The following is a 13,767-nucleotide window of genomic DNA, read 5'->3' as shown; positions in this document are numbered from 1 at the left end:
ACGAGCCGCATCACGGGAAGCAACACCTTGATTCTCTGCGAGCCCTTAGGCCGGTGGGTGGGTCGTCAAGGAGGCGAACAGCAGGACGGGACCTCGGGTAAGTCTCTTGGTGTCGAGCCAGGGCGAGTAACCCGGAGGTCCCGTTGTTACCGAAGTCTGCCAGCGTCTCGTCGGTACTGACAGGCCCCGACGTGTACGCACCGGGCCATGTCGGTGAGCTGACCCAGATCATCGATCCCGTCCTCGTTGATGCGGTCATCGAGGAAACCACCGCGAGGGAACAACGGCTGCGTCTGCTCCCGGCGCGAGTCGTGGTGTACTTCGTCCTCGCCCTAGCCTTCTTCGAACGCTCCTCCTACCAGGGCGTCTGGGGCAAACTCACCGCGGGCCTCGGCAACACCGTCGTGGCTCATCCGTGCGCGTCGTCTCTGTCACGGGCTCGCCGCCGGCTGGGCGTTGCCCCGCTGCGTGCCCTGTTCACCGTTCTGGCCGGGCCAGTGGCCACCCCTGCCCAGACCTGCGCCTTCTACCGCGGGCGGCGCGTGGTCGCCATCGACGGCACCACGCTGAACGCCCCCGACGAGCCCGCTATGACCTGGCACTATCCCAAACACATCGGCCCCGTGCGCGAGTTCGGCTACCCGATCGTGCGTCTGGTGACCCTGGTCGAATGCGGCATCCGCGCCCTGGTCGACGCCGTCTTCGGCCCGGACCACACGGGGGAGATCTCCTACGCCCACCGCCTGCTGGACAGCCTGGACGCCTCGATGCTGCTGCTGGCCGACGCCTACTACGACGCCGTCGGCTTCCTGACCGCGGTCTCCGACACTGGCACGGCCTTCCTGCTGGGCTCCACACGCAAACGCCGCCCAACCGTCCGACATCCACTGTCGGACGGCTCCTACCGAACCTTCATCCAGTCCAACAACTACCGGGCAGGCCGCGGCTACGGGCAGCGTCTGGAAGTCAGGGTGATCGAGGCGTGGGTGACCGTCACTCTCGCCGACGGGACCCGGCGCACCGAGTTGTGGCGCCTGCTCACCACACTCCTGGACGCCGAACGCCATCCGACGGCGGAACTGATCGAGCTCTACCACCGGCGGTGGCAGGCGGAGACCTGCTACTTCTCACTGAAGTCCACCATCCTCGACGGACACATCCTGCGTTCACGGACGGTTCCCGGCCTGGAGCAAGAGATCTACGCTTTGCTGACCGTCTACCAGGCGTTGATCCGGATGGCCGGCGACCTCACCACTGCGCATCCTCGGTTGTCTCCCCGGCAGGTGAGCTTCACGGTCCTGCTGCAGGCTGCCGCCGACCAGATCGTCGCCGGGAACGGCATCACCGCGAGGGAGCCGGTGACGCTGGTCGGCGCGATCGGCCATGCCGTTCTGGAGAACCTGATCCCACAGCAACGACGGTGGCGGGTGAAGTCACGGATGTTGAAGAGGTACAGCAAATACCCCTTCAACCGGAAACGGCACCCCCGGAAGGCCCAGAAATATACCCTCCACACACAAGTGATCCCTGACGGATGGGCCCCTTGACATCAGCGTCCCCCGCCAAAGGCAACGGTGTTGACACCAAGTCAATCGGCCGATCCCGTAAAAGGCTGACCGCGCACATCCCCCTCTGACCGGATCAGGGCGGGGCAGACCGGCGGCCCCGCCCGGAAGCGGAGCAGACGGCCATGACGCTCCACGGCACCTGCAGTTCCGCAACTCACCCCTCCCGGCTTGCGCCGTCGTGGCCGCCGTCGGTGAGGTGCAGCACCTCCACAGCCCCATCCGGAAAGCAAATCCGGACACTTCCCTCCGACGACAACACCGCACGCACACCGGCGGCGCGCAGAACGTGCTGGTCCCACGGGACGGCGGGATCCGCCGTCAGCACGACCAGGGTGGCGAGGACGAGGGCGCCGCCCGGGTGCGCGGGGAGGGTGAGGACCGGAGTGGCCGAGTGGCGGCCGTAGGCATTGTGACCGACGGCGTGGACGACCGAGCCGTGGACCGGATCGGAGGCATGATCCCAGCCGAGAAGGCCGAGCACCGCCGAGGTGAGACCGTCACGTCGACACACACCTGCCCAATCGGGACCGACCGCTGCGGCGGGGGCTTCGTTGTCGTCGGCGACGGCCCAGCCACCTTCCTGCACAGCGGTCCCGACCGGCGCCTCGACACGGTGGACACGGACTTCCCACGGCCCTCGCACCACGCTCCAGGAGGCGATGCGCCCCACGTGCTTCTGCTCATCGGCCATCGTGGGGCTGTGCCAGGAAGACGCCTGCCCGGTCGCGACCCGGAGTGGGTGGATCCGGCCCCTGAGCGACGCGCCGCCCGGGCCCAGAAGCGTGATGTGGTTGTCCGGCCCGGCCGGGAGACCCGGACCGGGGGTTTCCGGCGCGGTCACGCTGGAGTAGGCGAACTTCGCGTAGTGCGGGCTGTCCTCGACCGGCACGGGAGGCGGGGGCAGCCGGTCGCTGCCGTGGTTGACCAGGCGCACGATGCCGTCGGCGGCTGTGGAGTGCAGCAGCCAGCCCGGCGCGGGCAGAGCCAGGCTACGGTCCGCCGTGTCGACAGGTCCGTGCTCCTCCACGTCCGTCCACACGGGATGCTCGGCGGGCAGCAGCAGCCCGAGGAACGCCTTGCTCGCCCAGTACGGAGATGCCGGCCCCGAGTAGGCCTGTGTGACGGGGAGGAACGGACCGTGCCAGCCCAGACTCAGCAGCCCATCGGGGCCGGGCACCCCATGGTCGGTGAAGTACTTGAGCGCCCCGGAGGCCAGCCGGCGGGTCAGACCGGGCCGCAGGGGAGAGGCACCGGCGAGAGCACCGGCCCACAACGGGGCGGCGGTGGCGTAGCGATAGGTCAGGGAACGCCCCTGATGCACGGGCGCCCCGTCGGAGCCGAAAAAGTACTGGTGGTGCTCGAGGAACGCGCCGAGCCGACGGTGATGGGTGGCCACCACGGCGGGATCGGCCCGGGGCCCCGCGATGCGGGACCAGAACACGGGGTACAGGTGCAGGGCCAAGGCGTTGTAGTAGTCGAACTTCCTGCCGTCGCCGTCCGTGTACCAGCCCTGGCCGCGATACCAGTCGTCCAGACGGGCCAGACCCGCCTCGATCTCGGCCGGATCGTGCGCGGCACCCACCGACCTCAAAAACTCCTCGACGATGACCTGGAACAGCCGCCAGTTGGAGTCGTTCGGTGTCGCGCCCACGAACCCGCCGAGCCAGTCGGCGACACGCTGGCGGACGGCGTCGGGCAGCCGATCCCACAGCCAGGGCCGGGTCTCGTGCAGGGCGATGGCCACGGACGCCGCTTCAACCATGGGCTGGCCACGGTCCTCGATCGGCGGCCAGTGCTCCGGGTGGTGCGGATCGGTACCGGCGGCCAGGCCGGCCGCGTAGCGGTCGACGAGATCGCCGATCACCGTGCTGCCCGGCGTGTCCGCGCCGCCGGCGCCCGCGATGCGGAACGCCGCCAGCAGGAAGGACCGGGCGTACCCCTCCAGACCGTCGGACCAGGCCCCGGCGTGACCGGTGCGCCCGGGGAGCCGGTACTGGGCCAGACCCGGTGTCGCGTACGGCACGAGAGCCGTCAGCAGCCGGTCGGCCATGCCCTCCCAGTGGGCCCGCGTGTACCCCGTGACGGGGGACAGGCTCAGGTCGGGGGGCGGCAGGTGACTGAGGGAGACCGAAGAGTACGACGCTGTCATTCCGGGACGGATCCTCCTGTAGGGAAACTGGCGCGCCAGGCGGAAGGCGGGCCCACACTGTCGCGAATGACGATGTGGGTACCCAGCACGTGAGACGTGCCGGTGCTCTCGTCCGTGTCCCGGAACGCGAGCCGGACCGCCTCCCGGCCCAACGCCTGGGCGGGAGTGCGTACCGTGGTCAGCGGCGGGTTGAGATCCATGGCAGCGGGGATGTCGTTGTAGCCGACCACGGAGATGTCCTTCGGCACGTGGAGCCCGGCGTCGGCGATGGCGCGCAGGGCTCCCCCGGCAACCACGTCGTCACCGGCGAAGACGGCGGTGAACTCCCGTTCGGAGGCGAGCAGGACGGCCATGGCCATGTATCCGGCGGCCCGGCCCAGCCCGCAGTTGACGACGTGCGCGGCCTCGGCCGGCAGCCCGTGCGCGGCCAGAGCCGCGTGGTAGCCGGCCACCCGGTCATCCACGGCGGTGTTGCCCGGCAGACCGCCGAGGAACACGATGTCGCGGTGGCCCGCCGACAACAGGTGACTGGTGATGGCCCGGGCCCCGGCCTCGTTGTCGAAGACGACCACCGAGGCCGGCAGCCGCAGATCCGGGGAACGGCGCCCGCACAGGACCAGGCGGGCCCCGGCGACGTCCAGCGCATGGGCGTAACGGGTCACCCGCTCACGGTAGGCATCGTCCTCGACGACACCCCCGACGAGGATGACGACGCTCGCTCCCTCCTCGCGCATCAGCTGGACGAAGTCCATCTCCCGCTGCGGGTCCCCGCCCGTCGCGCCCACCAGGCACAGCCAGCCGTTGGAGGCCGCCTCCGCCTCGACGCCCTCGGCGACCTGGGCGTAGAAGGGGCTGGTGAGCTGGCGCAGGACGACGGCGACCATCTTGCGGCCGCCACCGACCAGCGCCCGGGCATGAGCGTTCGCCACATAGTCCAGGGCGCGCGCCGCCCGCAGTACCCGGGTGCGGGTGGACGGCGGCGTCGGGTACTTGCCGCTCAGCACTCGGGAGACGGTGGCGACGGACACCCCTGCCCGCTCCGCCACGTCACGTATGGTGACCCGTCTCCTTGCCGCCATGCCCGTCCTCGTTTCCTCGTAGCTGTTCTCGTCCGGCGCCGTATCAACTGTTCGCCGCGTACTCCTCGGCGTACTCCTCGGCGATCTTGTCGCCGCCGCGCGACCTCCACTGCTTGGCGGCCTCGTCGAACTTCGACAACGACGAGCGCCCTGCGATCACAGACGTGACCGTGTCGTTGACCAGCGCGGAGAGAGTCGCCGCTTGCGCGGTGTTGGTGGGCGACTGGAGTCCGAAGGAGGCGTCGCGGATCGCGACGGGCACTACCTTCTGCTGCCAGGAGTGCAGTGCGCGTACGGCGTCCGGCATCCCCGGCACGAACAGCACCTGCGGGCCCTCGGCCAGGTAGCGGAAGGGCAGGTTGGTGATGTTCTCTACCTCGCCGAGCTTGGTGTACTGCGGGGAGCCGTCCTTGCCGCGGGTGAAGTGGGTGCCCTCCAAGCCGTAGTGGACGAGCTCCCACTCCTTCGTGCCGAACGGGGCGGCCAGGTAGTCGAGAATGCGCAGCAGAAGCTCGATGCGCTCCTTCTTGGCCTTCTTGAGGATGGTGTAGCCGAACGCGCGCCGGGCGGCGACGATCCCGCCGGGAGTGCCGTCCACGCTGTACGGGAGGGCGGTCACCGGGGTGAGGAGACCCTTGGAATCGGGGTACAGGGTCTGGTAGGCGCCGAATCCGTTCTGCTGGGACGCCACAGTCCCGTTGAGGAACAGGGTGTTGAGGTCCGGAGTGGACAGCGATGTGGCGTCGGGGTGGTAGGAACCGTCCTTGCGCAGCTGCGACTGGAAGGCGATCGCCGCCTTGAAACGTTCGTCGAGAATCCCGGCGTGAAAGGTGCCGTCCTTGTCCACGCGCCACCCCTGGGGGGCGTTGTGCGCGGCGGTGTGTACCGCGTTGCCGAACAGCGAGCCGACCGCGGCACCCAGCGCGTACGTCTTGCCCTGCGTGGCCTGCTTCGCCACGGCGGCGAAGTCCTCGGCGCTCCAGCTGTCCTTCATGCCGGCGTCGGCGAACTTCTGCTGGTTGAGATACAGGGTCGACCCGGGCAGCGGTCGCTCGAGCGGGATGCCGTAGATTTTCCCGCCGATGCGGCCCATGTCCCGCCAGGCATGCGTGGGAATGCCGGCCAGATTGGGGTAGTCCTTGACGGCGTCGCCGGACAGGAACGGGGTCAGGTCCTCGGCACGCCGCTGGATGAACTCCGCCTCGCGTGGCAGTTTGGCGCTGGCGAACAGATTGATGATGTCGGGCAGCGAGTCCTCGTCGCCGGCCATCACCGTGGCCATCTTCTGCGCGTAGTCACCCTGCGGGATGACCGTGAACTCGATCTTGACGCCGAGGGCCTTTTCGACCGCACGCCAGTACTGGTTCTCCGCCGACCCTTTGGGCGGCACACCGAAGGTGACCGACATGACCCGGATGGTGGAGCCGTCGCCCGGCGTGCGGGCGACCGACGTGGTCAGGTCGGCGGGGTAGGAGATGTAACCGGCCTGGACGCCCTGGTCGGTGGGCGCGAGGTCGGGCTTGGGTCCGGCGGCCGCCTGGTACGTCGGCCAGGGAGCCAGCTTCTTTCCGGCATTGGAGACATCTCCGCCTGATCCGGTGGAACAGGCGGTGAGCAGGCCCGGGACGGTGACGGCGGCGCCGCCCACGGCTATCGAGCGCAGCAGGGTGCGGCGGGAGAGGGTGGACATGGCTGAGGGACCTCTTTTCGGTGCGGCTCTGGGAAAGGCTGTGGGCGGGGACGGCGGCGGGATCAGCTCTTGATGGCGCCGGTGAGTACGCCCTTGGTGAAGTACTTCTGGAGGAAGGGGTAGACGAGCAGGATGGGCACGGTGGCGATGACCAGGACCGCCATCTGGATGGTCTGCGGCGCGTTGACGCTGGCCTCGCCTGTGGTGGTGTCGGTCAGCCCGACACCGGCCACGACGTAGGTGCGCAGTACCTGCTGGAGCGGCCAGTGATCGCTCTCCATGAAGAGCGAGGCGTAGAACCAGGAGTTCCAGTACGCCACGGCGTAGAACAGGCCCACCACCGCCAGAGCTGCCTTCGACAGCGGCAGCACGATGGACCACAGCACCCGCAGGTCGCTCGCCCCGTCCAGCTTGGCCGCCTCGAACAGCTCCTCGGGGATGCTCTGGAAGAAGCCGCGCAGCACCACCAGGTTGAAGACGTTGATCAGCACCGGGAGGATCAGCGAGGCGTAGGAGTCGAGCAGTCCCAGTTCCTTCACCAGCAGGAAGTTCGGGATCATGCCGGGCGGAAAGAGGAACGTGAACAGGATGAGCAGCAGCACGGGCTTGCCGCCCAGCACGCCGGGCCGGGACAGCGAGTAGGCCAGCGTCACCGTGCAGGCGAGGCTGAGCAGCGTGCCCACCACGGTCACCCCGGCACTGACCCCGAGCGCGTGTGTGACGATCCCGCCGTCGAAGATGTCACGGTACGCCTGGAGCGTCGGTTCGCCGGGCCACAGCACCCAGCCTCCGTTGGCGACGACCTCGCGCTGGGAGGCGAGCGAGGTGGACAGGATGACGAGAAAGGGGACGCAGACCAGAGCCACGACGACCAGCAGAGCCAGCACCTTGGCCACCTGGGTCACGGGCTTGGGCTTCTCCAGCCAGCCAGGACGGACTTGAGTGCTCACTTGTAGACCCCCTGCTCACCCAGACGGTGCGCGACCTTGTTGGCGGCGTAGATCAAAAGTGCGCCGATGACGCCCTTGAACAGGCCGGCCGCCGTGGCGAATCCGTAGTCACCCGAGACGATGCCCTGGTAATAGACGAAGGTGTCGATGATCTCGGCGGCCTCCGGGCCGACCGCGTCGCGCTGGAGCAGCATCTGCTCGAAGCCGACCGAGAGGATGTCGCCGAGCCGCATGATGAGCAGCAGGATCACGACCGGCCGGATGGCAGGCAGGGTGACGTGCCAGAAGCGCCGCCAGGGGCCCGCGCCGTCGATCGCGGCGGCCTCGTACTGCTGCTCGTCGACCTGGGAGAGGGCGGCGAGGAAGATGATCGTCCCCCAGCCTGCGTCCTTCCAGATGACCTGGGCGACGACGAGCGGTTTGAAGGCGTCGGGGTTGCCGATGATGTCGACCGTGTGCAACCCGGCCTCGCCGAGGTAGCTGTTGAGCATGCCTGTGTCACCGAGAACCTGCTGGAAGAGGGCGACGACGATCACCCACGAGATGAAGTGCGGCAGGTAGGCCACCGACTGCACGAAGCGGCGGACCGTCGACCAGGTGAGGCTGTGCAGCAGCAGGGCCAGAGCGAGCGGCACGGGGAAGTAGAACACCAGTTGCAGGACCGCGATCCACAAAGTGTTCAGCACCGCGTCCCAGAAGGCCCCGGCATCCTGGAACATCCGCGTGAAGTTGTCGAGTCCCACCCAGGGGCTGGCCCAGAGGCCGTCGAACGGTACGTACTCCTTGAAGGCGATGACGTTGCCGGCCAGTGCCCCGTAGTGGAAGACCAGGAAGTACAGAAGCCCGGGCACCATGAGAAGGAACAACGACCAGCCGCCGCGCCGGTGTGAGCGCTTTCGGTCTGGATGAGTGCCCGGCTTGAAACGGGGGGGTTGGCGAACCGCCTCCTTGCCGGAGCGGTCACGCAACAGCGCCGCCACAATGCCTCCTCGCCGTTGGGGGATCAGTGCGGTGGAAGCTAAAACGCTTTCATGCCACAGGTCAACACTTCTGACAAAATCTGATGCGTGTCTGAAGCAAAATGAAGCGTTTGTGGTTCGATCGGAAGGCTGCCCTCCGGTCGTGGCCGGGCCGCGCACACCCGTCACGGGTGACTGACCCGGCGCGTCCGTCGTGGTGGGGATTCCCTTCTGAAAACCTTTTCGAAGCCGTACGGACCCCGTCACGGGCGCACCGGCCGACTTCTTCTACGAGCTCCAACCGGCGTGGTGGCCGGCATCGCCAGGGCTGGTCCCCCTGGGAGCGCACATTGATGTTTGCGTTATGTATTGACTCACTTCGGAGGCGAGCGCAGCATCATGAAGCAAGTTGAAAGACGATGAGTCCATCGATACCCCACACGGATGACTCAGGGAGCCGCAATGAAACACAGGCACCACAAGAGAGACGCGAGGCTGCGGTCGGCGCTCGTCGGAGCGTCGGTCCTGGCGATGAGCGCGGCGCTCATCGCTGGGTTCGGTCCGACGGGTTCGGCCTCGCCATCGGCTGCTGGGGCGAAGCCCCGAGCACTCGCCTCGGCCACCACCTCCCGGGTGATGGAAGACCTCGGCCGGGGTGTCGTTGCCGTCCGGGCCGGCGGCACGGATGTCCTGGTCTCCTGGCGTCTGCTGGCGCTCGACCCGACCGGCATCGGCTTCAACGTCTACCGCTCCGCCGACGGCGGCGCCTACCGGAAAATCAACGACGAACCCGTGACGGGTAAATCCAACCTCATGGACGGCGAGGCAGATCTGGCGGTGGACAACAGTTACCGCATCCGGCCGGTCGTCGACGGCAGGGAACAGGTGCCCAGTGCGGCCTTCACGCTGTCAGCCGGCGCGGCGGACGAACCTGTGGTCCGCGTGCCCCTCGAAAGCGGCGGCCCGGTGAAGTTCGTCTGGGTCGGCGACCTCGACGGCGACGGTGAGTACGACTACGTCCTGGACCGGCAGACGTCCCCACAGACGCTGGAGGCCTACCGCAGGGACGGCACCCGCCTGTGGTCGGTGAACATGGGCCCCAACAGCGTCAACCAGAACAACATCGAAGGCGGGTCGGCCACCGTCGACGTCGGCAACTGGGACGGCGTGACGGTCTACGACTTCGACAGCGACGGCATTGCTGAGATCGCCGTGCGGATCGCCGACGGTGTCACCTTCGGCGACGGTGAGACCTTCACAGCCGAGGACGACGCACACCAGTTCATCACCATGCTCGACGGCAGAACAGGCGCCGCCCGCGCAATCGCTCCGGTACCGGACGACTACATCGCCGACGGGCCGATGTACGCCCGCTTCGGTGTGGGCTACCTCGACGGCGTCCGTCCCAGCCTGGTCGCCTTCATGAAGAACCGGATCGGCTCCGGCGACTTCAACTGCATGATCACCGCCTGGCGGTTCGACGGGAAGGGCTTGAACCGTCAGTGGACCTGGAAGCGGGGGGACACCAACGCCCCTGACGGCCACAACACCCGCATCGTCGATATCGACGGCAACGGCACCGACGAGATCGCGGAGATCGGTTTCGTCCTCGACGGCGACGGGAGCTTGCGTTACTCGATGGCGAGCCAGGGCATCGTCCACGGTGACCGCTTCCAGATCGCGGACATCGATCCAACGCGTCCCGGCCTTGAAGGCTATGGCGTCCAGCAGAGCAATCCCAGTGGACTGCGCGAGTACTACTACGACGCCGCCACCGGCAAGCTGATCTGGCAGCACACAGAGGAGGGAACCGCGGACGTGGGGCGGGGCGAGGCCGCCGACGTCGATCCGCGGTATCCCGGGATGGAGGTGTGGTCCTTCTCCGGCGTCTACAACGCTTCCACCAACACACTCACCCAGACCGAACCGGCCCTGAGCCCCTGGCCGCAGCTGAGCCTGTGGTGGGACGACGACCTCGGCAGGGAGTTGCTCAACAACGGCAAGCTGGAGAAGTGGGACCCGGAGAACCCGACGACGAGCGGCCGTCTTCCGAGGATTCTCTCGACCTGGAACCACGGGGCGGTCGACGCCTCACAGGGAGTCAACCCCACCATGGTCGGCGACATCCTTGGCGACTGGCGCGAAGAGGCCGTGTACACCAACGCCGACTACGACGAGCTGATCATCTTCACGACGAACCGGCCGACCGGGACCGGGCTCTACACCCTGGCGCACAACCCCGAGTACCGGAACTCGATGACCGTGAAGGGATACCTGCAGGACACCCATGTGGACTACTACCTCGGCCACGGCATGACGCGGCCCCCTCGACCGAACATCACCTACGTCGGCGGCTGACGAACTTTCCCAACTCAGCCAAAGCGCAGGGGACTCACCCCTGAACGGCCTGTTGCCACCCCACTTGGCTTACTGTTACTTTCCAATCGGAAGATTCAAGAAAACCGATGGGTTGTAACCGTGACAGGCAAACCAGTCGGCACCGACCGGGCAGCCGGGTCGGTGACAGGCCCCCGGGTGAACCACCGAGTCGATCCGCCCGGCATCGACACCCCGCACCCCACTTCTCCTGGCAACTGTCCTTGCCGCAGCGAGACGCTCAGCAGAGCGCCTACCGAATCCAGGCCTCCAGCGCGACCCCCACCACCCCGGCTGCCGGTACTTCTTCCTGCAACCGCATCTCGAATCCACCAGACGCATCACCCATGTGGCGGCGCATCACGAGTCCTCCTGTAGCCGCCTCGAGAGCGAGCGACGCATCGTTGGCCCCACGCTCTCCCACCGCGTCATGGAGCCCGCGAATACGACAGCCTCCCTGCGAAGCCCGGCCCTCGACGTCTCGCCCGTCACCGAGGACCGGGTGCCGCTCGCCGGGGCCGAGGGTGTGAGCTGACTGGACTCGGCGACTGGGTCCGCGTCCTTCCGGCTGGCGTCCGGCCCCCACCACATCACCAGCATTCTCCACTGAAGCACTTCAGAGACCAGGAGTCGCACCGCCATGCATCACCCGCCCCGGTCCGCCTCCCCGGCCGACAGCCCCCCGGCGTCCACCGGCACGGTCGTGATCGCCGCGACGGACACCGCCGACATCATCCACAACGTCGGCACCAGCACCATCACCGTCCACCCGGACGTCACCGCACCCCAGCTTCTCGCCTGCCTGGTCGCAGCGGACGGATCCCGGCAGCGGCACACCATCATCGACGCGGCCGGCACGGCCAGGCCCCACGGACCTGTCGCAGCCGGCGACCGGCTCGTCGTCGCCGCCGAGGACGACCGCACCCAAGGCTGCTACAGGCTGGCGGTATACGACACGGCCGCTCGCGCACGCGACGGTGACTACTGGGACCACGCGCTCTACGAGCAGGTGGACCGAACCGTCAACCGCCACACCCCGGTGTTCCCGGACCGCCGCTACGACATCACCGCGCCCGCCTACCGCGCCAGGATCCGTCGTGCCACCGAGACGTACGCCGTGGGCAACGAGGCCGGTGACCCGGCGGCCAAGGACTCGCCCCTGCTCTTCCGTTCCCGTGAGGTCTGGTTCTACGGCGACGCCCTGGACGCGGCGATCCGGGACTGCCACGCGGCGGGCGGCGGTATCGTCGTCGTTCCCGCGCAGGAGTCGCAGAACGAGGACGGCGCGTACTACACCGGCGCCATCCGACTGCTCAGCGGCGTGAACCTGAGGGTCGAGACCGGTGCCGTCGTGAAATTCATGCGCACACCGAGCAACGCGTACTACCCCGTTGTCCTCACCAGTTTCGAGGGCACCGACCTCTACAGCTTCTCGCCGCTGGTCTACGCCCTGGGTCAGCACGACATCGCGGTCACCGGCGGCGGCACCCTGGACGGCCAGGAGGACATGTGGAACTGGCGTCCCTGGAAGAAGGGCTACTGGGGCGAACGCTGGGCAGACGACAAAGACCCTGCTGGGTCGTTCGGACAGCAGGGCGTCATCAACCGTATGAACCGCGACGACCTGCCCGTCGAAGAACGCGTTTTCAGCGACGACGGGCAACTGCCCGAACACATCCCCGTGATCGAGGACGGAGCCGTGCGCCTGGTTCCTCCGCCGGCCGGCGCCCGCGCCATGAGGTCCGCTTTCCGGCCGTCGTTCATCCAGCCCAACCACTGCTCGAACGTCCTGATCGAAGGCATCCGGATCCGCAACCCTCCCTTCTGGACCATTCACCCGCTGAACTCCATGCACGTGCTCATCCGGGACGTCGACATCCACAGCGACAAGACGACCGGCTTCGAGGAGTGGTGGAACAACGACGACGGCATCGATCCGGAGTCCTGCCGTGACGTCGTGCTGGAGCGCAACAAGGTGACGGTCAGCGACGACGGCGTGGCGGTGAAGTCCGGCCGCAACACCAACGGCCGCAGACACCGCGAGCCCAGCCGGAGCATCATCATCCGCGACTCCGTGTACCGCAACGACGGCGGATGGTCGGCCGCCGTCTCCCTGGGCAGCGAGGCGTCCGGCGGCATCCATGACGTCTTCCTGCACGACCTGACCTTCGAAGGCCCCGGACTCGCCATGGGCATCAAGATCAAGACCAACGCGGCACGCGGCGGCGTCATCGAAAAGCTCTATGTGCGTGACTGCGTGCTGCAGCGGACACCGGCCCCGTACGGCCTGATCGAATTCAACGTGGACTACGAGGAGACGGCCCCTCACCCGCACACGGACGTCTTCGACCCCCTCGTACGCCATGTCTACCTGGACAACGTCAACACGGCGCATCCTTTGAACCGTGGCAGGACCACCTTCTCGTTCGCCACCTCGGCAGCGCGGTCGCCCGTGCGCGGGGTGCACTACCGCAACTCGGTATTCCACTCATCGGGCACCCTCGCGGACGGGTTCGCCCGCAACAAGAACATCGCGGACTTCGCCGTGGAGAACGTCACCTACATCGACCCGCGGACGAGCGCCGTCACCCGCTACGACACCGTCCCGCTCGACCTGCTGGACCTCACCGAGGCCGTCACCGACTCCGGAGACCGCATCCGCCTGGCACCGGCCGGCCTGGGAACGTCAGCGGTGACCGGGCTACCCGTCCCGACCTTCACACTCACCGGCCGCCTCGACCTCTCGTCCTGTCCTGCGTTCCCCCGCACCGGCCACGTCCGTCTCTTCGTCGACCGTGACACCGCTCCTGTCCCCGTCCAGATGGACCAGTCCGGAATCTTCGTGAGCGGCCCGGTCGAACTGGGCCATGAGCCCTACTGGTACCGGGACCGCCATTACCTCGCCGTCAACCTGTACGACGGCATCAGCATCAACACGGTGGTGTACCACGTGACCGTGCCGAAGACGGCCATCTCCTAAACGGCCCTTCCTGACG

General features: G+C 67.6%; 9 protein-coding genes. 4 read left to right on the top strand and 5 right to left on the bottom strand.

All coding sequences use genetic code 11. The features are described from left to right. Positions 1–191 precede the first annotated feature (191 nt). Complete coding sequence (locus ACFV5H_RS26885; protein ID WP_385197637.1) at positions 192–1,547, top strand: IS4 family transposase; 1,356 nt, start codon at positions 192–194, stop codon at positions 1,545–1,547. Between the two features lie 175 nt (positions 1,548–1,722). On the opposite strand, the gene ACFV5H_RS26880 is transcribed toward ACFV5H_RS26885, so the two are convergent. The 5 genes from ACFV5H_RS26880 to ACFV5H_RS26860 all read right to left on the bottom strand — a co-directional run bounded on the left by ACFV5H_RS26880 (position 1,723) and on the right by ACFV5H_RS26860 (position 8,290). Further along, on the bottom strand, positions 1,723–3,717 hold the full coding sequence (locus ACFV5H_RS26880; protein ID WP_385197635.1) for a DUF2264 domain-containing protein: 1,995 nt from the start codon (positions 3,715–3,717) through the stop codon (positions 1,723–1,725). Then, positions 3,714–4,796: a LacI family DNA-binding transcriptional regulator gene (locus ACFV5H_RS26875; protein ID WP_385197634.1), complete on the bottom strand. Its 1,083-nt coding sequence runs from the start codon at positions 4,794–4,796 to the stop codon at positions 3,714–3,716. The genes ACFV5H_RS26880 and ACFV5H_RS26875 overlap by 4 nt, the downstream gene beginning before the upstream one ends. A gap of 43 nt (positions 4,797–4,839) precedes the next feature. After that, the gene (locus tag ACFV5H_RS26870; protein ID WP_385197632.1) at positions 4,840–6,486 is read right to left on the bottom strand and encodes an extracellular solute-binding protein; all 1,647 of its coding nucleotides are present in this window, start codon (positions 6,484–6,486) and stop codon (positions 4,840–4,842) included. 62 nt (positions 6,487–6,548) lie between these two features. After that, a complete protein-coding gene (locus ACFV5H_RS26865) occupies positions 6,549–7,436 on the bottom strand; it encodes a carbohydrate ABC transporter permease (RefSeq protein WP_385197630.1) in 888 nt (295 codons plus the stop codon). Next, positions 7,433–8,290: an ABC transporter permease gene (locus ACFV5H_RS26860; RefSeq protein ID WP_385197628.1), complete on the bottom strand. Its 858-nt coding sequence runs from the start codon at positions 8,288–8,290 to the stop codon at positions 7,433–7,435. Before ACFV5H_RS26860 ends, ACFV5H_RS26865 begins: the two co-directional genes overlap by 4 nt. A 741-nt stretch (positions 8,291–9,031) precedes the next feature. On the opposite strand from ACFV5H_RS26860, the gene ACFV5H_RS26855 reads away from it, so the two are divergent. The 3 genes from ACFV5H_RS26855 (at position 9,032) to ACFV5H_RS26845 (ending at position 13,751) form a co-directional block, all read left to right on the top strand. Further along, entirely contained in the window at positions 9,032–10,753 is a 1,722-nt protein-coding gene (locus tag ACFV5H_RS26855) for a hypothetical protein (RefSeq protein WP_385197627.1), read from the top strand. A gap of 193 nt (positions 10,754–10,946) precedes the next feature. Continuing rightward, positions 10,947–11,306, top strand: coding sequence for an alpha-L-rhamnosidase C-terminal domain-containing protein (locus ACFV5H_RS26850; protein ID WP_385197659.1), 360 nt, complete (start codon positions 10,947–10,949; stop codon positions 11,304–11,306). A gap of 105 nt (positions 11,307–11,411) precedes the next feature. Further along, the gene (locus tag ACFV5H_RS26845) at positions 11,412–13,751 is read left to right on the top strand and encodes a glycoside hydrolase family 28 protein (RefSeq protein WP_385197625.1); all 2,340 of its coding nucleotides are present in this window, start codon (positions 11,412–11,414) and stop codon (positions 13,749–13,751) included. Positions 13,752–13,767: the final 16 nt, after the last annotated feature.

This window comes from Streptomyces sp. NPDC059787, from assembly GCF_042732315.1.
In the GTDB taxonomy this organism is placed as follows: domain Bacteria; phylum Actinomycetota; class Actinomycetes; order Streptomycetales; family Streptomycetaceae; genus Streptomyces; species Streptomyces atrovirens.
This window is presented reverse-complemented; position numbering and strand designations above follow the sequence as displayed.